Genomic DNA, 20,434 nt, shown 5'->3' on the forward strand with positions numbered 1-20,434 from the left:
AAAAAATATCACTGGATACAGAATGCTACCGTCAACATTTCTACGTTCAAAAGCCTTGCGCTGCCTGCCTGTCGTGCTGGCCGCTCTGCTGTTCGCAGGCTGCGGCACCCAAACTCACGACCAGAGCGATGCGCATATGCAGGGCAGCGCGCAAGCCGATTCGGGTTACTACCTGCACCAGATGCAGCAAAGCGCAGATGATAGCAAGACCAACTGGCAATTACTCGCCATTCGTGCACTCATTAAAGAAGGCAAAACTCAGCACGCAAGCGAACTGTTTGCCCAGCTACCGCAGGATCTGGACGATGCTCAACGCCATGAACAATCACTTCTGGCCGCCGAGCTTAAGCTGTCTCAGAAAGATGTTAAGGGCGCACAGGCGCTGCTGGCAAATCTCGATCCCACCAGTCTTGATAACAATCAGCAGGCGCGTTACTGGCAAATTGGCATTACTGCCTCTCAGGGCAGACCCTCTTTAACACTCTTTCGTGCGTTGATTGCCCGGCAACCGCTGCTCACCACCCCGGCGGAAAAACAGAAGAACATCGATGCCACCTGGCAGGCGCTCTCGTCCATGACGTCAGATGACGCGAGGAAACTGGTCATTAACGCTGACGAGAACGTACTGCAAGGCTGGCTGGATCTGCAGCGCGTCTGGTTCGATAACCGTAACGATCCCACTATGCTGAAAGCTGGCATTGCTGACTGGCAGCAACGTTATCCGCATAACCCTGGCGCGCAGATGCTGCCGAGCCAGCTGGCTAACGTGCAAAATTTCCGTCCCGCATCAGTAAATCAAATCGCTTTGCTGTTGCCGTTGAATGGTCAGGCTGCCGTTTTTGGGCGCGCGATTCAGCAGGGTTTTGAGGCCGCGAAAAATGGCGCAACGTCCGTTTCTGGCCCAGCCGTTCCCGTTCAGTCTGCCCAGGCTGCTAATGTGAACGCCACCACCGATGTGGTAAGCCCGGCACAAACCAACGTTAACGATCTCACAAGCCCGCAAACGCAAGAGCCCGTGACCGCACCACAGTCGCAGCAAGCGGAACAAAACGCTCAGCCTGTTCAGAGTGCACCGGCTGAGCCAGCGAATACCGCCCCGGCCCCTCAACCGGCAGCCACGCCGGCCGTTGCGACAACACCTGCTACTACCTCATCGTCGCTGAAAATCTACGACACCAGCAGTCAGCCGCTCAATCAGATCCTTAATCAGGTTCAGCAGGACGGCGCCAGCATGGTGGTTGGTCCGTTGCTGAAAAACCATGTCGAAGAGCTGATGCGCAGCCAGACAAGCCTCAACGTACTGGCACTCAACCAACCTGAAAAGGTCGAGAACAGAGCGAACATCTGTTACTACGCCCTTTCCCCGGAAGATGAAGCGCGTGATGCCGCACGTCATATGCACGATCAGGGCCGTCAGTCACCGCTGCTGCTGGTGCCCCGCAGCAGCCTGGGAGACCGTGTTGCCACGGCCTTTGCGCAGGAGTGGCAGAAACTGGGTGGCGGTATCGTTCTGCAACAGAAACTGGGGTCCCAGGCTGAGCTGAGAATGGGGATCAACGGCGGCTCGGGTATTGCCATGACCGGCAGCCCGGTTACAGCAAGCCTCCCGCAACAACAGGGCGTGACCGTAGGCGGCCTGACTATCCCGGCTCCGCCAACGGATGCGCAAATCACCGGCGGCGGCAAAGTCGATGGGGTTTATATTGTTGCAACCAGGGATGAAATGGCGCTGATTAAACCGATGATTGCCATGCGTACCGGCAGCCAGAGCGGTATTATTCTCTACGCCAGCTCTCGCAGCGCACAGGGTGGAGCGGGCCCGGACTTCCGTCTTGAGATGGAGGGCTTACAGTTTAGCGAGATCCCGATGCTGGCAGGTAGCAACCCGGCGCTGATGCAACAGGCGCTGAGCCAGGTGAATAACGATTATTCGCTGGCGCGTCTCTATGCAATGGGTGCCGACGCCTGGACGCTGGCAAACCATTTCTCCCAAATGCGTCAGGTGCCGGGCTTCGAAATTAACGGCAACACCGGCGATCTTACCGCTACTCAGGAATGCGTGATTAACAGGAAGTTATCATGGCTCAAATACCAGCAGGGGCAAATCGTCCCGGCCAGTTGACCTCTAAACAGACCGGCGACGCGTGGGAAGTTCGCGCGCGTGGCTGGCTGGAGCGCAAGGGATTGCGTTTTATCGCCGCCAATGTGCGCGAGCGCGGCGGCGAGATTGACCTGATTATGCAGGACAGCATAACCACGGTGTTCGTGGAAGTACGTTATCGTAAATCAGCGCGGTTTGGCGGTGCGGCAGGCAGCGTAACCCCGGCTAAACAGCGTAAGTTACTGCATACGGCTCAATGGTGGCTCGCCCGGCATAATGGGAGTTTTGACACTGTGGATTGCCGGTTTGATGTGGTAGCCTTCACCGGAAATGACGTTGAGTGGATACAGAATGCCTTTACTGACCGCTCATAATGACTGAAAGATAGGGAACACTGTGCTCGATAGAATTAAGGTCTGCTTTACCGAAAGCATTCAAACACAAATTGCAGCCGCAGAAGCCCTGCCAGACGCAATTTCCCGTGCCGCCATGACCATGGTCCACTCCCTTCTTAACGGCAACAAAATCCTCTGTTGTGGCAACGGCACCTCCGCCGCCAACGCACAGCATTTTGCTGCCAGCATGATTAATCGTTTTGAAACAGAACGCCCAAGTTTACCTGCTATTGCACTTAATACCGATAACGTGGTCTTAACGGCAATAGCGAACGATCGCCTGCATGACGAGATTTATGCCAAGCAGGTTCGGGCGTTAGGCCATGCCGGTGATATTCTCCTGGCCATTTCTACGCGGGGCAACAGTCGCGATATTGTTAAAGCCGTTGAAGCGGCGGTAACACGCGATATGACGATTGTTGCGCTCACGGGTTATGACGGGGGTGAGCTGGCCGGGCTGTTGGGGCCTCAGGATGTTGAAATTCGTATTCCTTCTCACCGCAGCGCCCGCATCCAGGAGATGCATATGCTAACGGTGAACTGTTTATGCGATTTGATTGATAACACGCTTTTTCCTCACCAGGACGATTAAGGAGTACACATGAAGGCTTTTACGCCCCTCGCAGTCCTTATTTCCGCGCTGCTCTTACAAGGTTGTGTTGGTGCCGTGGTTGTTGGTTCGGCAGCAGTGGGCACCAAAGCGGCGACCGATCCGCGCACCGTGGGCACTCAGGTTGATGATGGCACGCTGGAGCTGCGCGTTAACAGCGCACTGTCTAAAGATGAACAAATCAAGAAGCAAGCGCGTGTCAACGTAACGGCTTATCAGGGCAAAGTCCTGCTGGTGGGACAAGCACCGACAACGGATCTTGCCTCCCGCGCCAAACAGATTGCCGTGGGTGTGGAAGGGGCAACGGAAGTGTTTAACGAGATCCGCCAGGGTCAGCCTATTGGCATGGGAACCGCAGCCAGCGATACGTGGATTACGTCAAAAGTCCGCACCCAGTTGCTGAGCAGCGACGAAGTCAAATCCTCCAACGTCAAAGTGACCACCGAAAACGGCGAAGTCTTCCTTCTGGGTCTGGTCACCGATCGTGAAGGTAAAGCAGCCGCTGACATTGCCAGCCGCGTGAGCGGTGTGAAGCACGTCACCACCGCCTTTACGTTTATCAAATAATGGTCTTTCGCCCGGCAGCGTTCTGCTTACCGGGCTTTTACGCTTCACAAAAGCAGTAAACTTCCTGTTATCGCCCCGCCCAGTGCCACCAGACAGCCGGTCAGCCACAGCGCTTTTGCCGGGAAAGCTTTACGCAGCATGATAAGCGAAGGCAGGCTCACGGCAGGCAGCGTCATCAGCAAAGCCATACCCGGCGCAGCGCCCATACCCGCCAGCATCATGGTCTGTACGATCGGGATTTCCGCCGCCGTTGGAATGACAAACAGGCAGCCGACAATAGCCATCGCAATCACCCACAACAACGTGTTGTCGATAGCGCCATCGGCATGAGGAAAAAGCCAGACCCGCGCCGCGCCCAACACCAGCACCGCGATGATATAAGCAGGAATGGTATTCCAGAATAAGGTCCACAGTGCCCTGCCCCAGCGAGCGAAGAAATGGCCCTGCGGCTCAGGCAGCGTAATCTCTACCGGGGTGTTTTGCTGCATACTGTCTTTCACCAGGTGCTGCACCAGCGTCGCTACGCCCACCACAATAACCAGCCCGGCAATCAGGCGCAGGGCAACGAAGTGCCATCCCAGCACAAATCCCATAAACACCATCGTCGCCGGGTTAAGTAAGGGATTCCCCATCCAGAAGGCCAGGGCACCGCCCATCGACACCTGCTGACGACGCATCCCGGCGGCAACCGGTGCCGCGCAGCAGGAGCACATCATGCCGGGAAGCGAGAAAAGCGTGCCGAATAATGTGCCGCTCAGTCGCTGTTGACCCAGGGTTCGCAGCAACCAGTTTCTGGGGATCAACACCTGAATCAACGAGCCGAGCAGCACACCCAGCACGGCGGCTTTCCAGACGGCAAGGAAATAGACCAGCGCGTAGTCGAGTGCCGCCTGGAAGGGATGCGCATCCGCCCCGGCGAGAATAGATTTACCAATACTGTGGGTTTGTGCGGCGGTAAAGGCTTTGCCGTAATAAGGCTGCCATTTCACGTACCAAAGGCCGACGATGACAACAAGAAAAAAGAGGGCAGGCTTCCACCATTGCACGGAGGTTGCCGCCCGGGATGAAGACTGACCAGTCATACCATTCTCCGGGGATTAATGCGGAATCAATTACCCGGCGAATAGTACGCCTTTGAAATATATTTTAAAACGTTTAATCGGCTGCCAGCGCCCGCAGCTGGGCCGATGTCAGGACCTCCACACGCTCGGCTGAGGAGGTAAACGAAGCCTTAAGCATGGCAGCGGCCACGTCCCGCGCGTCGATAGATTTCCAGTTCCCCGGCAGCCATTTAAACAGTGGAGCAAATAATGATTCGTTAAAACGTTGCTTCTCACGATCCCCCATCAGCATAGAGGGGCGAACCAGGGTCAAACGCTGCCATTCCTGCGCGCGCAGTGCATTTTCCATTTCCCCTTTCACGCGGTTGTAGAAAAAAGGAGAACGCGCGCTGGCACCCATTGCGCTGACCACCAGCATATGCCGCGCTCCCAGCCGTAATCCCGTGAGCGCGGTATCCACTACCAGGGTATAGTCGGCATGAATAAAGGCCTCTTTACTGCCCGCCTCGCGACGTGTGGTGCCAAGGCAGCAAAAGACGGTATCCACCGGGGTGGTCACCTGCGCCAGCGCATCGCTAAGTTGCGGATCATGAGGATTAAAGACGTCTGACGTTGACTCCAGCGGCCGACGCGTGGGGGCTGCAACAGCCGTGACGCGTGGGTCATTAACCAACATGCGCAGTAAATGTCCGCCCACAAGCCCGGTCGCTCCGGTTAACAGTATTCGACTCATTTCCCCTCCTTTTGCAGAAAAGTCTGCCTTGCAATGCCAGCGCCCTGAACCAGGCTTAATAGTCCTGACAGTCATTATTGTTGAAAATGACGAGCCTGAACTGAATAACGGAGGATACATGAGCAAGAAAATTGCGGTCTTGATCACCGACGAGTTTGAAGATTCAGAATTTACGTCTCCGGCCGAGGAGTTTCGTAAGGCAGGCCACGAGGTCATTACCATTGAGAAAGAGGCCGGTAAAACGGTGAAGGGGAAGAAAGGGGAAGCCAGCGTTACCATTGATAAAGCCATTGATGAGACACGTCCGGCTGATTATGACGCCCTGCTGCTGCCCGGCGGGCATTCGCCTGATTATCTTCGCGGGGACGATCGTTTCGTTACCTTTACGCGCGATTTTATCAACAGCGGAAAACCCGTTTTCGCCATTTGCCACGGACCTCAGCTGCTTATCAGCGCGGACGTGATTCGTGGAAGAAAGCTGACGGCGGTGAAGCCTATCGTTATTGATGTGAAAAACGCAGGGGCTGAATTCTACGATCAGGAAGTGGTCGTGGATAACAACCAGCTGGTGACCAGCCGGACGCCGGACGATCTGCCGGCCTTTAACCGTGAAGCGTTACGCTTACTGGGTGCCTGAATCACGTAACCAGTGAAATTTTTTACCAAAGCCCAGCGTGTTGTCAGTAAATTTGAGCTCGTTAAGTCGAATTTCCCACATCGGTGCTGACATCATGCGGGCTACCGGAAAGCGTCGGTTATACCGCATTCGCGGTTCGGCGCTCTCCTCTTCATCCAGTCGCCGTATCTCTCCGGCAAACTGCAGACCACGAATAAGCGCCACGCTTTTCGGCTGACCATTTACCGTACCTGCCACTCTGGCCTGCGAGCCCGTCATCTGCGCATGCCGCGTATGATCTTCGCTCAGAAGATAAAAAGCGACCTTCTGCGGGTCGTAAATATAAAAGGCGTTAGCGCACCATAGCTCACCACCACTTGCCACACACCAGGTGACGACATGCTGTTTCGCCAGCCAACGATTAATGGTCGCAAGCGTTTCCATTTCTCTTCATCCCCATGCTATTTTTCATTCACATTAACACAATGAATAACGCTATGACGCCCTGGTTTCTTTATCTCATCCGCATGGCGGATAACAGTCTTTACACCGGCATTACTACCGATGTTACGCGCCGTTTTAAGCAGCATCAGGACGGGAAAGGGGCGAAAGCTCTGCGGGGAAAAGGCGATTTATCGCTGGTATTTTCAGCCCCGGTAGGAGAGCGCGCGCTGGCGCTACGCATAGAGTATCGAATCAAGCAGTTGACGAAGCGCCAGAAAGAGCGCCTCGTTGCCGGAGATGGGTCATTTGAGCAGTTGCTGAAAACCCTACAGGCTGCTGCCGTCAGAAGCGATTAAACAACGTGTGGTATTCCACCAGACCAGAAACGTCGTTAAAGGCATCCTCTGCCAGCCGGTGCACCTGGAAGGCGCTTTCCGTTCCCGGCCAGCGGCAGTGCAGATCATAGTGAGCGGCAGGCTCGAACCCCAGACGCCCATAAAAATCAGGATCGCCCAGAGTGACGACTGCGGCATAGCCAAATTCATTAAGTGAATCCAGCCCCTCATAGACCAGTTGGCGAGCGATACCCTGATTACGGTAAGCCTCATCCACTGCCAGTGGCGCCAGGCCGACCCATTGCAGGTCTTCGCCTTTCATTGTCACCGGGCTAAATGCGACATAGCCGATAACCTGCCCTTCGTCATCCGTTGCGACCAGGCCTAACGTAATTAAGCCATCTTCGCGCAGATCATGCACCAGCGTCGCTTCGCCCTCATCCGCAAAAGTGCGGCGTAAGAGTGCGTCGATCCCCGGTGCATCAATCCCAATCTCTACTCGAATCAGCATGGTTCACCTACAGAAGGTTGTGATGTTTCAGGCGGCGTCTTCTGGCCGGCTTCAACAAAATCCGCCAGTTGCAGTAGCATGATGCGTAATGCTTTTGGCATCTGCTCAAGTTCAATGGCATCCATCAAGTTCTTCACATAAAGCCCAAGCTCAGTGTCCCCTTCAATGACCAGACGGCGCTGGAAAAAGAGGGTATCCGGGTCCTGCTTGCGTGCCGCAATCATCAGCAAATCGCTGGCATTCGCGCAGAAACTGACATCGGCAGGGGCAGATTCACGCACGATAAGACGTGAATGCTCCACAGAGGTATACCACGTCAGACCAATATCACGAACCTGAATACTTAACCAGCGGCCTTCCAAAAACTCAAGCTCTCCGTCTTCCAGCGCTTGCTGAAACTGCCAACGGAGCACCTGCTCCAGCACCTGACGTTTGATGGCGAAAGGCGCCAGTTTAACCGGCACGCTCAACAACGACGGGCCATAGTGAACGAGACGTGAGCGCAGTTTTTCCAACACGAGCTTTACTCCCTGAGGTAAATGTTGCTGCTATTTTGCCACATCAACCCGATGGCATGGCGGCGTAAATCAACAATTACGTAAGAAGCGTGCAGCGATTATTGATGCCACCAATACACAATTAACTGCCTCAAATCAAAAATTGTCGCAACCAGGTTAACTAGAATCCCAGTTCATTAACAATTTAGCGACCCCAACGGGTTGTCTGGGCCATCGCGCCCCGGATCGCAGGAAATATTATGGAGTTGCTCTGCCCGGCTGGAAATCTCCCGGCGCTCAAGGCGGCTATTGAAAACGGCGCCGACGCTGTCTATATCGGTCTTAAAGACGATACCAATGCCCGCCACTTCGCTGGCCTCAACTTTACCGATAAAAAACTGCAGGAAGCCGTGAGTTTTGTCCACCAGCACAAACGGAAACTGCACATTGCTATTAATACCTTTGCCCATCCTGACGGCTATCAACGCTGGGAGCGGGCGGTGGATATGGCCGCAGAAATTGGCGCAGATGCGCTGATTCTGGCCGATCTGGCGATGCTGGAATATGCTGCTGAACGCTATCCGCATATCGAACGCCACGTCTCAGTGCAGGCATCGGCAACCAATGAAGAAGCCATACGCTTCTATCATCGTCATTTTGATGTGGCCCGTGTGGTGCTGCCGCGCGTGCTCTCTATTCATCAGGTTAAACAACTCGCCCGCGTTACCCCTGTCCCGCTGGAAGTGTTCGCCTTCGGTAGCCTGTGCATCATGGCGGAGGGACGTTGTTACCTGTCGTCCTATCTGACGGGTGAATCGCCTAACACCGTAGGTGCCTGCTCCCCTGCACGATTCGTGCGCTGGCAACAGACGCCGCAAGGGCTGGAATCACGACTGAACGATGTGCTGATTGACCGCTACCAGGATGGCGAAAATGCCGGATACCCGACGTTGTGCAAAGGCCGCTACAGAGTGGATGGCGAGCGTTATCATGCCCTTGAAGAGCCCACCAGCCTGAATACCCTCGAGCTGCTGCCTGAGCTGCTGGCAGCCAATATAGCCTCAGTCAAAATTGAAGGTCGCCAGCGTAGCCCGGCGTATGTCAGCCAGGTGGCAAAAGTCTGGCGTCAGGCCATTGATCGCTGTATGGCCGATCCGCAGACCTACGCGCCACAGGCGACATGGATGAATACCCTCGGCGCAATGTCGGAAGGTACGCAGACCACCCTGGGTGCGTACCATCGCAAATGGCAGTAGGAAATACGATGAAATATTCACTCGGCCCCGTGCTTTATTACTGGTCAAAAGAGACGCTGGAAGGGTTTTACCAACAGGCTGCTACCAGCAGCGCTGATGTCATTTACCTCGGTGAGGCAGTATGCAGTAAACGCCGGGCCACCAAAGTGGGTGACTGGCTGGATTTGGCAAAATCCCTCGCTAACAGCGGTAAGCAGGTTGTTGTATCAACCCTTGCCCTGGTGCAGGCCTCGTCTGAACTCAACGAACTGAAACGCTACGTCGATAATGGCGAATTCCTGCTGGAAGCAAGCGACCTTGGCGTTGTTAACCTTTGTGCCGAGCGCAAACTGCCGTTTGTGGCAGGCCATGCGCTGAACGTTTATAACGCGGTCACCCTGCGTCTGCTGCTCAGACAGGGAATGACCCGCTGGTGCATGCCGGTTGAACTCTCCCGCGACTGGCTTATTGACCTGCTCAATCAGTGCAGCGAACTGGGTATACGCGAGCAGTTTGAGGTGGAAGTGCTGAGTTACGGGCATCTGCCGCTGGCCTACTCTGCGCGCTGCTTTACCGCCCGCTCGGAAGACCGTTCTAAAGATGAGTGCGAAACCTGTTGCATTAAATATCCCAACGGGCGAAACATGCTGTCGCAGGAAGATCAGCAGGTGTTTGTGCTTAACGGCATACAGACCATGAGCGGCTACGTTTATAACCTGGGCAATGAGCTGAAATCGATGGCGGGTATTGTCGATATGGTGCGTCTTTCTCCGTTGGGCGACGAAACCTTTGCCATGATTGATGCCTTCCGGGCTAATGAGCACGGCACGTCCCCGCTACCGCTGGCCGTGAACAGCGAGTGCAACGGCTACTGGCGACGGCTGCCCGGACTGGAACTCCAGGCGTAAAGATACACAAAATCATTTACGTTGCATCAAGGCGGCGAGTCTGAGGATCCCAGGAGCTTACTCAAGTGACCGGGGTGTAAAGATATAGCTGACGCGAGGGCAACTTGCAGGATGAAGTGTAAAAGCTCACTTTGTTAACAACGGTTATCATTTTTTAATGCACTATTAATTAATTCGCCGTCAACAAAGTGAGCTGACATGACTGATAAAACCATTCCGTTTTCGGTGCTGGACCTGGCACCGATCCCGCAGGGCTTTTCGGCGCGAGATGCCTTTGCACACTCTCTGGATCTCGCCCGCCTTGCCGAAAAGCGGGGCTATCATCGTTACTGGCTGGCGGAGCACCATAACATGGTCGGCATCGCCAGCGCGGCGACCTCTGTTCTGATTGGTTATCTGGCAGCCAATACCACCACCCTGCATTTAGGCTCCGGTGGCGTGATGCTGCCCAACCATTCGCCGCTGGTGATTGCCGAACAGTTCGGTACGCTGAATACCCTTTATCCTGGACGTATCGATCTAGGTCTGGGCCGTGCGCCAGGGAGCGACCAGCCCACCATGCGGGCCCTGCGCCGCCATATGAGCGGTGATGTTGATAACTTCCCGCGTGATGTTGCCGAGCTGGTGGACTGGTTTGATGCCCGCGATCCTCATCCACAGGTGCGTCCGGTTCCTGGCTATGGTGAGCAGATCCCGGTATGGCTCCTGGGCTCAAGTCTTTACAGTGCACAACTGGCGGCCCAACTGGGTCTCCCCTTCGCCTTTGCTTCCCACTTCGCCCCCGATATGCTCCTGCAGGCGCTGCATTTGTATCGTACTCAGTTCAGACCTTCGGCGCGTCTCGACAAACCTTATGCAATGGTCTGCATCAACATTATCGCCGCCGACAGCAATCGCGATGCGGAATTCCTGTTTACCTCTATGCAGCAGGCATTTGTGAAATTACGTCGTGGGGAAACCGGACAGCTACCACCGCCAGTGGAAAATATGCATCAGCTGTGGTCGGCCTCCGAGCAGTATGGCGTTCAGCAGGCCCTGAGTATGTCGCTGGTTGGCGATAAAGCGAAGGTACGTCATGGGCTGGAATCGGTACTGCGTGAAACGCAAGCGGATGAAATCATGGTCAACGGGCAGATTTTTGATAATCAGGCTCGCCTGCATTCGTTCGATTTGACCATGCAGGTAAAAGAGGAACTGCTGGGTTAGTGTATTGCCGGGCGACGATGCGCTTGCCCGGTCTACGGTTTTATCCCTCTCCCCTTGGGAGAGGAATTCCCAGCAATATGACGTTTTGCAGCGATATCACGGCGAAATGAGAATAAAACCGTCACCGCGATGACAGGGTCCGGCTGAAAATCGATGAGGCGTTGACGGCTGACCGGGGCCGCCCGCAGGGAAGCGGGCGGAGGGGATAGCCTGCAGGGATGCAGGCTGGTCCCCGACCCGACAGTCAGACGACATAAACATCATGGACCGCGAAGCGGCGATTTTCCTGGCCGGGAGCCCGGGTCGCCAGGGTGGTGGCGGTGAACCACCCTGGCACGTTCACGGGTTCTGTCGCTACAGACAAGCAAGGAACATAAGGTGAACGGAATGACCACAAGCGCCGCAGGTTTCCCCTTACCCTGGCCCTCTCCCCAAAGGGGCGAGGGGACTTTCCATGCTCGTATTATTTTGTGGGGATTCCTCAGCCCTTCAGGAGAGAGGCAGGGTGAGGGTTGCTCTTTCTACCGGTAAACCGGCAGCACATCAAAGCTCGACAGCACATGCACCACCGCATTGCCGAGACCAAACAGCAGAATCAGGACAATCATCGGCGTGCCGCCCCAGACGCGGAACTGTGGGCTACCAAATCGTTTACGCGACGCTCGTGCGAGCAGCGCTGGCACAATTGCTGCCCAGATGGTCGCCGCCAGCCCCGCATAGCCAATGGCATACAGGAAACCGTTCGGCCATAGCAGTCCACCCACTATCGGCGGTAAAAAGGTCAGCAGCGCGGTCTTGAAGCGCCCCAGGGCGGAGTCATCAAAACCAAAAAGATCCGCCAGGTAATCAAACAAACCCAACGTGACCCCCAGAAAAGAGCTGGCTACCGCAAAATTGGAAAACACCACCAACAGCAGATCAAGGCTGCGGCTGTTCAGTACGCCACTTAACGCCTGTACCAGCACATCAATATTGCCGCCTTTGGCAGCGATACTGATAAAGTCAGGGCGTGAAATATTGCCCATTGTGCCGAGCAGCCACACCGTATAAAGCCCCAGCGCCAGCAGTGTGCCGTAAACCAGACAGCGCGTAATGGTGCGCGGATCTTTACCGTAAAATTTCACCAGGCTCGGCACGTTACCGTGGTAGCCAAACGAGGCCAGGCAAAAGGGCAATGTCATCAGCAAATATGGCGTGTAGGAGGGGTTTGCCTCCGCCACGTTAAATAACGTCGCGGGCTTAACGTGCCCCAGCAGACTGCCAAAGGTCAGAAAGAAGGTGATGATTTTAGCGCCGAGAACAATCGCTGTCATACGACTCACGGCACGAGTGGAAAGCCAGACGATAAACGCCACCAGCAGAGCAAATGCCAGCCCGGCGGCTCGCGGGGCAACGTCTAATGACATTTCCGCGAAGGTATGGTGCAGAATAGAGCCACTCGCCGAGATATAGGCGTAGGTCAGGATATAAAGCACAAAGGCAATGGAAAGGCCATTAACCAGGTTCCAGCCACGGCCCAACAGATCTTTAGTAATGGTGTCGAAGCTCGACCCGACCCGGTAATTGAGGTTGGCCTCCAGAATCATCAGCCCGGAATGCAGCATGCAGAACCAGGTGAAAACGAGCGTCGCAAGAGACCAGAAGAACCATGCGCCTGACATGACCACCGGTAATGAAAACATTCCCGCGCCAATTACCGTCCCGCCAATAATCACCACCCCTGCCAGCAACGATGGTGTTGCCTGTGTGGTTGTCAGTGTTGCCATGAACTTCATCTCCTGTAAGGCTTCAGTGCCGCAGCATTGTACCAGTACAAGAGTACAAAACAGATAAAAGAAACCCCGATGGTTTCATCGGGGTTTGTATTTAAAACTTTACAGTTTGTAAAGCTGAACTACCAGTAATTATGCATCACCAAAGCGACGACGGCTGGTGCCTTCTTCACGGCGTGGCGCACGACGCTCACCGCTAAAGCTACGACCTTCACTGCGACCGCCTTCACGACGCTCGCCACCGAAACTACGGCCACCTTCACGACGTTCGCCGCCAAAGCCACGACCGCCTTCGCGACGCTCACCACCGCCACGACGCTCGCCACCACGGTCAGTACGCGGCTGCGCATCGCCCAGCAGTTGCATATTCATCGGTTTGTTCAGAATACGCGTGCGGGTAAAGTGCTGCAGTACTTCGCCCGGCATGCCTTTCGGCAGTTCGATAGTAGAGTGGGTACCAAACAGTTTGATGTTACCAATGTAACGGCTGCTGATATCGCCTTCGTTAGCGATAGCACCCACGATGTGGCGAACTTCAACACCATCATCACGGCCCACTTCGATACGGTAAAGTTCCATTTCACCTGCGTCACGACGCTCACGACGTGGACGATCTTCACCACCACGCTCAGGACGATCGCCGCGAGGACCACGATCGTTGCGATCGCCACGACGTTCGAAACGCTCGTCACGCTCTTTGAACTCACGACGAGGACGCATCGGCGCATCTGGCGGTACGATCAGAGCACGTTCACCCTGCGCCATTTTCAGCAGAGCAGCAGCCAGGGTTTCGATATCCAGCTCTTCGCCTTCAGCAGACGGCTGAATTTTCGCCAGCAGTGCACGGTACTGATCCAGATCGCTGCTTTCCAGTTGCTGCTGTACTTTAGCGGCAAATTTTTCCAGACGGCGTTTGCCAAGCAGCTCTGCGTTCGGCAGCTCTACTTCCGGAATGGTCAGTTTCATGGTGCGTTCGATGTTACGCAGCAGACGACGCTCACGGTTCTCAACGAACAGCAGCGCACGGCCAGCACGACCGGCACGACCAGTACGACCGATACGGTGAACGTAAGACTCGGAGTCCATCGGGATGTCGTAGTTAACAACCAGGCTGATACGTTCAACGTCCAGACCACGTGCTGCCACGTCGGTTGCAATCAGGATATCCAGACGACCGTCTTTCAGGCGCTCCAGCGTCTGCTCACGCAGTGCCTGGTTCATGTCACCATTCAGCGCTGCGCTGTTGTAGCCGCTACGCTCCAGTGCTTCAGCCACTTCCAGCGTCGCGTTTTTGGTACGAACGAAGATGATCGCCGCATCAAAATCTTCTGCTTCCAGGAAACGTACCAGCGCTTCGTTTTTACGCATGCCGTACACAGTCCAGTAGCTCTGGCTGATGTCCGGGCGGGTGGTAACGCTGGACTGAATGCGCACTTCCTGCGGCTCTTGCATAAAGCGACGGGTAATGCGACGAATGGCTTCCGGCATGGTTGCAGAGAACAGCGCGGTCTGATGTTCAGCCGGGATCTGCGCCATGATAGTTTCAACGTCTTCGATGAAGCCCATACGCAGCATTTCATCGGCTTCGTCCAGAACCAGACCCTTCAGGCCGGACAGGTTCAGGGTGCCACGTTTTAAGTGATCGAGCAGACGACCTGGGGTACCCACAACAACTTGTGGTCCCTGACGCAGGGCGCGCAGCTGCACGTCATAACGCTGGCCACCATAAAGGGCTACCACGTTTACGCCATGCATATGTTTAGAGAAATCAGTCATCGCTTCCGCAACCTGAACAGCCAGTTCACGGGTTGGAGCGAGTACGAGGATCTGCGGCGCGCGCAGTTCCGGATCAATGTTGTTGAGCAGCGGCAGCGAGAACGCTGCGGTTTTTCCGCTACCCGTCTGGGCCATGCCCAGTACATCACGACCAGACAACAGGTGCGGAATACACTCTGCCTGGATCGGAGAAGGTTTTTCGTAACCGAGATCGTTAAGGGCTTCAATAATAGAGGTTTTCAGCCCCAGATCGGAGAAAGTGGTTTCGAATTCAGCCATGTAGTACAAGTGCCTCAATGTCAGTGGCGGCCAGTCTACATAACTCATCGTGAAAATGATCTGCAATTTTCATTGAAAAGTGTGAACCGGCTCAAAGTAGATGTATTGACGAACAACAGCGCCCTCACCAGTTAAGGTGATGGCAATCAAAAGATTACGGGCTGATGTCTATGTCGTCAGCTATTGCTGGTCCGATTCTGCCAGGTCGTCTTGCTCCTGGCCCAAGAGCGATAGTTCCAACAATGCATAACGGTGCTCAACGAAGTTGTGTACGTTGTTAGCAACCGCTAATTTGAACAGTGCCGTAGCGCTGTCCTTATCCCCCAGACTTAGGTAGTACTTACCTAAATAGAAGTTGGTTTCACTGAGATGCTCAGCGAGCGAGGTGTTATCCGTTGCGTCCGCCTTCAGGCGTTCCATTAACGTTGCTTCGTTAATGTTGCCCAGGTAGAACTCGACAATGTTCCATCCCCATTGCTCTTTATCCGATTTTTCGAAGCGCTGAGACAGAGCTTCTTTTGCCTGCTTCTCGTCAAGCTTACGCTCAGCGACATAAAGCCACAGGCTACGGAAAGGATCATTGGGATCGTCTCGATAAAACGCTAGCAGATCATCTTGCGCTAATTTATCGCGACCGCCGTAATACAGGGCGATTCCGCGGTTCAAGTGCGCGTAGTTGTAAGTTGGATCAAGCTCAAGTACAGAATCAAACGCTTCATAGGCAGCATCAAAATTGCCTGCCTGCGTTAAGTAAATACCTAAGTAATTGAATACTTCCGGCATATCGGGTCGGATTGCCAGCGCTTGTGAAAAATCATTTCGCGCAAGTGCCCTCAGACCGAGACTATCATACAACACTCCGCGCTCATATAAAAGCTGCGCGCGTTCATCATCGGATAAAGCCCGACTGGCAAGAATTTGTTCCATGCGTGCCAGAATTACTTCCTGCTGTAAAGTCGGTTGCAATGGCACCGCGAGGACTTCGCTCTTACGCCAGGCAGAGTTGCTGCATCCTGCCAGCGTTAAAGCTGTCGCAACGAAACACCAGCGCAAAAAAGGCTTCATTTCCCACTCCCGAAGACAACAATTGGATGAACGTCCTGTCCCCCGGCTGCAAACACGGCGTCCTGCCCGATAATGCGCCCTCCACCGTAGTGGAGGGCAAAACAACCTTACTCGCCCTGCTCTGCTTGCTGCGCTTCCGGCGCACCTGCAGGCTGAGTTTGTTCGGTAGCTTCTTTAATGCTAAGACGGATACGGCCCTGGCGATCAACTTCCAGAACTTTAACCGGCACTTCCTGACCCATCTGCAGGTAGTCTGTTACTTTCTCTACGCGTTTATCGGCGATCTGAGAAATATGTACCAGACCTTCTTTACCGCCACCGATGGCAACAAATGCGCCAAAGTCAACGATACGGGTCACTTTACCGCTGTAGATACGACCCACTTCGATTTCAGCAGTGATCTCTTCGATACGACGAATCGCGAATTTCGCTTTTTCACCGTCGGTCGCTGCGATCTTCACAGTACCGTCATCTTCGATTTCGATGGTGGTGCCAGTCTCTTCGGTCAGTGCACGGATAACAGAACCGCCTTTGCCGATGACATCTTTGATCTTGTCTGGATTGATCTTGATGGTATGGATACGCGGAGCGAACTGAGAAATGTCGCCACGCGGTGCGTTGATAGCCTGTTCCATCACACCCAGGATGTGCAGACGCGCACCTTTAGCCTGGTTCAGAGCAACCTGCATGATCTCTTTGGTGATGCCTTCGATTTTGATATCCATCTGCAGCGCAGAGATACCTTCGCGGCTACCAGCCACTTTGAAGTCCATATCGCCCAGGTGATCTTCATCGCCCAGGATATCTGACAGAACCACAAAGTTGTCACCTTCTTTCACCAGACCCATTGCGATACCCGCAACGGCGGCTTTGATTGGCACACCTGCGTCCATCAGCGCCAGAGAAGCGCCGCAGACAGAAGCCATCGAAGAAGAGCCGTTGGATTCAGTAATCTCGGACACCACACGAACGGTGTACGGGAATTTGTCTGCATCCGGCATTACCGCCAGTACGCCGCGTTTCGCCAGACGACCGTGACCAATTTCACGACGTTTCGGCGAACCGACCATACCGGTCTCCCCTACGGAATACGGAGGGAAGTTGTAGTGGAACAGGAAGGAGTCAGTGCGCTCGCCCATCAGTTCATCGATGTTCTGTGCATCACGCGCAGTACCCAGGGTTGCGGTAACCAGCGCCTGAGTTTCACCACGGGTGAACAGAGAGGAGCCGTGAGTACGCGGCAGTACGCCAGTGCGTACATCCAGACCACGAATCATATCTTTTTCGCGACCATCGATACGCGGCTCACCAGCCAGTACGCGGCTACGAACAACGTTCTTCTCGATAGCATGCAGGATGTCGCCCAGTTCGTTCGCGTCCAGGGTTTCATCTTCTGCCAGCAGAGCAGCAACGGTTTCAGATTTGATGACGTCAACCAGAGCATAACGCTCTTGTTTGTCGGTTACGCGGTAAGCATCGCTCAGGCGAGATTCAGCCAGGGCTGCAACGCGTGCATTCAGCGCGTCGTTTGCCGCTTCCGGCTGCCAGTCCCAACGTGGTTTACCGGCTTCTTTCACCAGGTCGTTGATGTTCTGGATTACAACCTGTTGTTGATCATGGCCGAATACCACTGCGCCCAGCATCTGGTCTTCGCTCAGCAGTTCAGCTTCGGATTCCACCATCAGCACAGCGCCTTCAGTTCCAGCAACCACCAGGTCCAGCTTACTGGTTTTCAGCTCTTCCTGGGTTGGGTTCAGCACGTACTGGTCGTTGATATAACCAACGCGCGCGGCACCGATTGGACCATTGAACGGAATACCTGACAGAGACAGTGCAGCAGAGGCACCAATCATCGCAACGATATCCGGGTTAACCTGCGGGTTTACAGAAACCACGGTGGCGATAACCTGGACTTCGTTAACAAAGCCTTCCGGGAACAGCGGGCGAACCGGGCGGTCAATCAGACGCGCGATCAGCGTTTCACCTTCGCTTGGACGACCTTCACGACGGAAGAATCCACCAGGGATTTTACCCGCAGCGTAGGTACGCTCTTGATAGTTTACGGTCAGCGGGAAAAAGTCCTGACCTGGTTTTGCTTTTTTCTGGCCAACAACGGTTACGAATACCGCAGTGTCATCCATGCTAACCATAACGGCTGCAGTGGCCTGACGCGCCATCATGCCGGTTTCCAGCGTGACGGTATGTTGCCCGTACTGGAACTTACGAACGATCGGATTAAGCAAAGTATTGTCCTTTCTTAATGGATGGCAGCACATCTTTAGAGTGCTGTCGTTAAAACCCGATCCTCTTTGCATCCTCGCGACTAATGACAACCCTAACCCGTGTTCTCCGGGTGAAGCCTCTCATTAGCCGCGCGAACCTCTGCAACGAAGATCATTCTTAGCAACAATACATTATTGTACCGTTAATTGCTGCCGTCTGGTTGAAAAAAGGGGCCTTACGGCCCCTTTCTCTGAAACTCGCCAGACTTAGCGACGCAGACCCAGACGCTCGATAAGCGCAGTGTAGCGTGCAACATCTTTACGTTTCAGGTAGTCGAGCAGTTTACGACGCTGAGAAACCATGCGCAGCAGACCACGACGGCTGTGGTGATCTTTTTTGTGCTCTGCAAAGTGACCTTGCAGGTGGTTGATCTGAGCAGTCAGCAGGGCAACCTGAACTTCGGTAGAACCGCTGTCATTTTCGCCACGACCAAACTCGGAAACGATTTTTGCTTTAGCTTCAACGCTTAGAGACATTTTGAACTCCAGTGATAAAAAAATGAAAGGGTGCCGATCTCTAATTCAGCAACCCCAGTGTAATGCCAACACATTGTTAAACAATTGCCACGGCATTAAGCGGCAATATTCTACTCGTAGTGTCTGTTTATCGCAAGGTGGGGCTCAGGCTGGAGGATACTCAACCACCAGTCGACGTGGCGAGAGACGGCCGTCATTGGTCATTTCACCCATGCCGATAAACTGCGCGTCATCGCCTTCCGACACCCTTACCAGACCATCCAGCGACGTAATATCCGTACGAACTGTCTGACCCAACTTAAAGTAGGCCGCTACCGTAGACGAAATATTAACCATCGGGTAATCCGCCGCCGGACTGTCCATCGGCATCAGCAGTGGATCCAGAAGTTCTGCTGACGGAACAGCTTGCGATTCCGCTTTTTCAACCCGCTCCAGCAGCTGCTCCAGCGTCACCATTCGCTCAGCCGGGTATTTGCTGACGGCAAGACGGCGCAGGAAAATCACGTGTGCACCACATCCCAGTTTTTCACCCAGATCATCAATGATGGTGCGGATGTAGGTGCCCTTTGAACAGTGAATTTCCAGTTCAAGTTCATCGCCTTCATGACGAATAAACAACAGCTCATACACGGTGATGGCGCGGGCTTCACGGGGCACTTCAATGCCCTGGCGCGCATATTCGTACAGCTTTTTTCCCTGATATTTCAGGGCGGAATACATAGAAGGAACCTGCGCGGTTTCGCCCCGGAAGCTCTCCAGCGCAGCAGCCAGTTGCTCAGCACTGAACGTCACCGGTCGCTCTTCAACAATCTGACCATCTGCGTCAGAGGTGTCTGTGCGTTGCCCCAGCCGGGCAATCACGCGATAACGTTTATCTGAATCAAGCAGATACTGGGAAAACTTGGTCGCTTCACCCAAACAGATAGGAAGCATACCTGTTGCCAGCGGATCCAGCGCGCCCGTGTGCCCGGCGCGGTTGGCATTAAACAGACGCTTCACTTTTTGCAGCACGTCATTGCTGGATGCCCCCTGCGGCTTATCCAGCAATAACACGCCATGTATATCGCGACCACGACGACGAGGACGACTCATTAGTCCTCCTTGCTATCGCCGCTTTCATCCGGATTCACACGACGTTCATCATCGTGTTTTACAACGCTGGTCACCAGGTTGGACATGCGCATCCCTTCGACAAGCGAGTTGTCGTAGAAGAAGGTCAGTTCCGGCACGATACGTAGACGCATCGCTTTTCCAAGCAATGTGCGGATAAAACCTGATGCATCCTGCAGTGCACGTATACCGGCCTTTACAGACGCTTCATCCTGATCGTTAAGGAAGGTGACAAACACTTTTGCATAAGCCAGATCGCGGGACACTTCGACGCCGGAAACCGTGGTCATCATGCCCAGACGCGGGTCCTTGATTTCGCGCTGCAGGATAATTGCAATTTCTTTTTGCAGCTCCTGTGATACACGCTGCGGGCGACCAAATTCTTTCGCCATAATAAATTCTCCAGAATAAAGACAAAAAAGGGGCCAAAAGCCCCTTTTTAAATTTCTTGCCG

General features: G+C 54.3%; 22 protein-coding genes. 9 read left to right on the forward strand and 13 right to left on the reverse strand.

The genetic code is table 11. The features are described 5' to 3' along the window. The first annotated feature begins 22 nt into the window (after window positions 1-22). From M1D91_RS20455 to dolP, 4 genes are read left to right on the forward strand one after another with little or no spacing between them, the layout of a single operon-like run. Window positions 23-2,122, forward strand: coding sequence for a penicillin-binding protein activator (locus tag M1D91_RS20455; RefSeq protein ID WP_437431756.1), 2,100 nt, complete (start codon window positions 23-25; stop codon window positions 2,120-2,122). Further along, window positions 2,080-2,475, forward strand: coding sequence for a YraN family protein (locus M1D91_RS20460; RefSeq protein WP_437431755.1), 396 nt, complete (start codon window positions 2,080-2,082; stop codon window positions 2,473-2,475). The genes M1D91_RS20455 and M1D91_RS20460 overlap by 43 nt, the downstream gene beginning before the upstream one ends. Window positions 2,476-2,497: 22 nt before the next feature. Then, window positions 2,498-3,088, forward strand: a complete 591-nt coding sequence (gene diaA, locus M1D91_RS20465; protein ID WP_437431754.1) for a DnaA initiator-associating protein DiaA — start codon at window positions 2,498-2,500, stop codon at window positions 3,086-3,088. Between the two features lie 9 nt (window positions 3,089-3,097). Next, complete coding sequence (dolP, locus tag M1D91_RS20470) at window positions 3,098-3,673, forward strand: division/outer membrane stress-associated lipid-binding lipoprotein (protein WP_437431753.1); 576 nt, start codon at window positions 3,098-3,100, stop codon at window positions 3,671-3,673. A 44-nt stretch (window positions 3,674-3,717) separates the two neighbouring features. On the opposite strand, the gene M1D91_RS20475 is transcribed toward dolP, so the two are convergent. Next, window positions 3,718-4,755 (reverse strand): permease, encoded by a 1,038-nt coding sequence (locus tag M1D91_RS20475; RefSeq protein WP_437431752.1) that lies wholly within the window; start codon window positions 4,753-4,755, stop codon window positions 3,718-3,720. Between the two features lie 73 nt (window positions 4,756-4,828). Continuing rightward, window positions 4,829-5,467, reverse strand: coding sequence for an NAD(P)H-binding protein (locus tag M1D91_RS20480; protein ID WP_437431751.1), 639 nt, complete (start codon window positions 5,465-5,467; stop codon window positions 4,829-4,831). Between the two features lie 118 nt (window positions 5,468-5,585). On the opposite strand from M1D91_RS20480, the gene M1D91_RS20485 reads away from it, so the two are divergent. Beyond that, the gene (locus M1D91_RS20485; protein ID WP_437431750.1) at window positions 5,586-6,104 is read left to right on the forward strand and encodes a type 1 glutamine amidotransferase domain-containing protein; all 519 of its coding nucleotides are present in this window, start codon (window positions 5,586-5,588) and stop codon (window positions 6,102-6,104) included. Here the strand turns inward: M1D91_RS20485 and M1D91_RS20490 are convergent. After that, window positions 6,090-6,527 carry a YhbP family protein gene (locus M1D91_RS20490; protein ID WP_437431749.1) on the reverse strand — a complete coding sequence of 146 codons (438 nt, stop codon included), beginning with the start codon at window positions 6,525-6,527 and terminating at the stop codon, window positions 6,090-6,092. The two genes, M1D91_RS20485 and M1D91_RS20490, sit on opposite strands and share 15 nt — an antisense overlap. Window positions 6,528-6,580: 53 nt before the next feature. Here M1D91_RS20490 and M1D91_RS20495 point away from each other — a divergent pair, with 53 nt between their 5' ends. After that, the gene (locus M1D91_RS20495) at window positions 6,581-6,883 is read left to right on the forward strand and encodes a GIY-YIG nuclease family protein (RefSeq protein WP_437431748.1); all 303 of its coding nucleotides are present in this window, start codon (window positions 6,581-6,583) and stop codon (window positions 6,881-6,883) included. On the opposite strand, the gene M1D91_RS20500 is transcribed toward M1D91_RS20495, so the two are convergent. Both M1D91_RS20500 and ubiT read right to left on the reverse strand, forming a co-directional pair. After that, window positions 6,870-7,373 carry a GNAT family N-acetyltransferase gene (locus M1D91_RS20500; RefSeq protein WP_437431747.1) on the reverse strand — a complete coding sequence of 168 codons (504 nt, stop codon included), beginning with the start codon at window positions 7,371-7,373 and terminating at the stop codon, window positions 6,870-6,872. The genes M1D91_RS20495 and M1D91_RS20500 overlap by 14 nt on opposite strands. Then, entirely contained in the window at window positions 7,367-7,891 is a 525-nt protein-coding gene (gene ubiT / locus M1D91_RS20505) for a ubiquinone anaerobic biosynthesis accessory factor UbiT (RefSeq protein WP_437431746.1), read from the reverse strand. Before ubiT ends, M1D91_RS20500 begins: the two co-directional genes overlap by 7 nt. Before the next feature lie 239 nt (window positions 7,892-8,130). On the opposite strand from ubiT, the gene ubiU reads away from it, so the two are divergent. The 3 genes from ubiU (at window position 8,131) to M1D91_RS20520 (ending at window position 11,219) form a co-directional block, all read left to right on the forward strand. Continuing rightward, window positions 8,131-9,126 carry a ubiquinone anaerobic biosynthesis protein UbiU gene (ubiU, locus tag M1D91_RS20510; protein WP_437431745.1) on the forward strand — a complete coding sequence of 332 codons (996 nt, stop codon included), beginning with the start codon at window positions 8,131-8,133 and terminating at the stop codon, window positions 9,124-9,126. 8 nt (window positions 9,127-9,134) lie between these two features. Further along, on the forward strand, window positions 9,135-10,013 hold the full coding sequence (locus M1D91_RS20515; protein ID WP_437431744.1) for a U32 family peptidase: 879 nt from the start codon (window positions 9,135-9,137) through the stop codon (window positions 10,011-10,013). Window positions 10,014-10,211: 198 nt separating this feature from the next. Further along, entirely contained in the window at window positions 10,212-11,219 is a 1,008-nt protein-coding gene (locus tag M1D91_RS20520) for a luciferase-like monooxygenase (RefSeq protein ID WP_437431743.1), read from the forward strand. 521 nt (window positions 11,220-11,740) lie between these two features. On the opposite strand, the gene mtr is transcribed toward M1D91_RS20520, so the two are convergent. The 8 genes from mtr to rbfA form a co-directional block, all read right to left on the reverse strand. Then, the gene (gene mtr / locus M1D91_RS20525) at window positions 11,741-12,985 is read right to left on the reverse strand and encodes a tryptophan permease (protein ID WP_437431742.1); all 1,245 of its coding nucleotides are present in this window, start codon (window positions 12,983-12,985) and stop codon (window positions 11,741-11,743) included. Between the two features lie 138 nt (window positions 12,986-13,123). Next, a complete protein-coding gene (locus M1D91_RS20530; RefSeq protein ID WP_437431741.1) occupies window positions 13,124-15,046 on the reverse strand; it encodes a DEAD/DEAH family ATP-dependent RNA helicase in 1,923 nt (640 codons plus the stop codon). Further along, a complete protein-coding gene (gene yrbN / locus M1D91_RS20535; RefSeq protein WP_437431800.1) occupies window positions 15,039-15,119 on the reverse strand; it encodes a protein YrbN in 81 nt (26 codons plus the stop codon). Before yrbN ends, M1D91_RS20530 begins: the two co-directional genes overlap by 8 nt. Window positions 15,120-15,226: 107 nt before the next feature. Beyond that, window positions 15,227-16,111, reverse strand: a complete 885-nt coding sequence (gene nlpI, locus M1D91_RS20540; RefSeq protein ID WP_437431740.1) for a lipoprotein NlpI — start codon at window positions 16,109-16,111, stop codon at window positions 15,227-15,229. Between the two features lie 107 nt (window positions 16,112-16,218). Then, complete coding sequence (gene pnp / locus M1D91_RS20545; RefSeq protein WP_437431739.1) at window positions 16,219-18,354, reverse strand: polyribonucleotide nucleotidyltransferase; 2,136 nt, start codon at window positions 18,352-18,354, stop codon at window positions 16,219-16,221. A gap of 246 nt (window positions 18,355-18,600) precedes the next feature. Continuing rightward, entirely contained in the window at window positions 18,601-18,870 is a 270-nt protein-coding gene (gene rpsO, locus M1D91_RS20550) for a 30S ribosomal protein S15 (protein WP_004385056.1), read from the reverse strand. 144 nt (window positions 18,871-19,014) lie between these two features. Further along, window positions 19,015-19,962, reverse strand: coding sequence for a tRNA pseudouridine(55) synthase TruB (truB, locus tag M1D91_RS20555; RefSeq protein ID WP_437431738.1), 948 nt, complete (start codon window positions 19,960-19,962; stop codon window positions 19,015-19,017). Further along, entirely contained in the window at window positions 19,962-20,372 is a 411-nt protein-coding gene (gene rbfA, locus M1D91_RS20560) for a 30S ribosome-binding factor RbfA (protein WP_437431737.1), read from the reverse strand. Before rbfA ends, truB begins: the two co-directional genes overlap by 1 nt. Between the last annotated feature and the right edge of the window lie 62 nt (window positions 20,373-20,434).

Source organism: Enterobacter sp. SA197 (assembly GCF_054131575.1).

Coding starts and splice junctions, on each gene's coding strand:
- rbfA (WP_437431737.1), bottom strand. CDS start 20,372: ATGGCGAAAGAATTTGGTCGCCCGCAGCGTGTATCACAGGAGCTGCAA.
- ubiU (WP_437431745.1), top strand. CDS start 8,131: ATGGAGTTGCTCTGCCCGGCTGGAAATCTCCCGGCGCTCAAGGCGGCT.
- M1D91_RS20490 (WP_437431749.1), bottom strand. CDS start 6,527: ATGGAAACGCTTGCGACCATTAATCGTTGGCTGGCGAAACAGCATGTC.
- yrbN (WP_437431800.1), bottom strand. CDS start 15,119: ATGAAAATTGCAGATCATTTTCACGATGAGTTATGTAGACTGGCCGCC.
- mtr (WP_437431742.1), bottom strand. CDS start 12,985: ATGGCAACACTGACAACCACACAGGCAACACCATCGTTGCTGGCAGGG.
- M1D91_RS20460 (WP_437431755.1), top strand. CDS start 2,080: ATGGCTCAAATACCAGCAGGGGCAAATCGTCCCGGCCAGTTGACCTCT.
- M1D91_RS20480 (WP_437431751.1), bottom strand. CDS start 5,467: ATGAGTCGAATACTGTTAACCGGAGCGACCGGGCTTGTGGGCGGACAT.
- M1D91_RS20520 (WP_437431743.1), top strand. CDS start 10,212: ATGACTGATAAAACCATTCCGTTTTCGGTGCTGGACCTGGCACCGATC.
- dolP (WP_437431753.1), top strand. CDS start 3,098: ATGAAGGCTTTTACGCCCCTCGCAGTCCTTATTTCCGCGCTGCTCTTA.
- M1D91_RS20515 (WP_437431744.1), top strand. CDS start 9,135: ATGAAATATTCACTCGGCCCCGTGCTTTATTACTGGTCAAAAGAGACG.
- M1D91_RS20485 (WP_437431750.1), top strand. CDS start 5,586: ATGAGCAAGAAAATTGCGGTCTTGATCACCGACGAGTTTGAAGATTCA.
- M1D91_RS20495 (WP_437431748.1), top strand. CDS start 6,581: ATGACGCCCTGGTTTCTTTATCTCATCCGCATGGCGGATAACAGTCTT.
- M1D91_RS20530 (WP_437431741.1), bottom strand. CDS start 15,046: ATGGCTGAATTCGAAACCACTTTCTCCGATCTGGGGCTGAAAACCTCT.
- M1D91_RS20500 (WP_437431747.1), bottom strand. CDS start 7,373: ATGCTGATTCGAGTAGAGATTGGGATTGATGCACCGGGGATCGACGCA.
- rpsO (WP_004385056.1), bottom strand. CDS start 18,870: ATGTCTCTAAGCGTTGAAGCTAAAGCAAAAATCGTTTCCGAGTTTGGT.
- M1D91_RS20455 (WP_437431756.1), top strand. CDS start 23: ATGCTACCGTCAACATTTCTACGTTCAAAAGCCTTGCGCTGCCTGCCT.
- M1D91_RS20475 (WP_437431752.1), bottom strand. CDS start 4,755: ATGACTGGTCAGTCTTCATCCCGGGCGGCAACCTCCGTGCAATGGTGG.
- nlpI (WP_437431740.1), bottom strand. CDS start 16,111: ATGAAGCCTTTTTTGCGCTGGTGTTTCGTTGCGACAGCTTTAACGCTG.
- truB (WP_437431738.1), bottom strand. CDS start 19,962: ATGAGTCGTCCTCGTCGTCGTGGTCGCGATATACATGGCGTGTTATTG.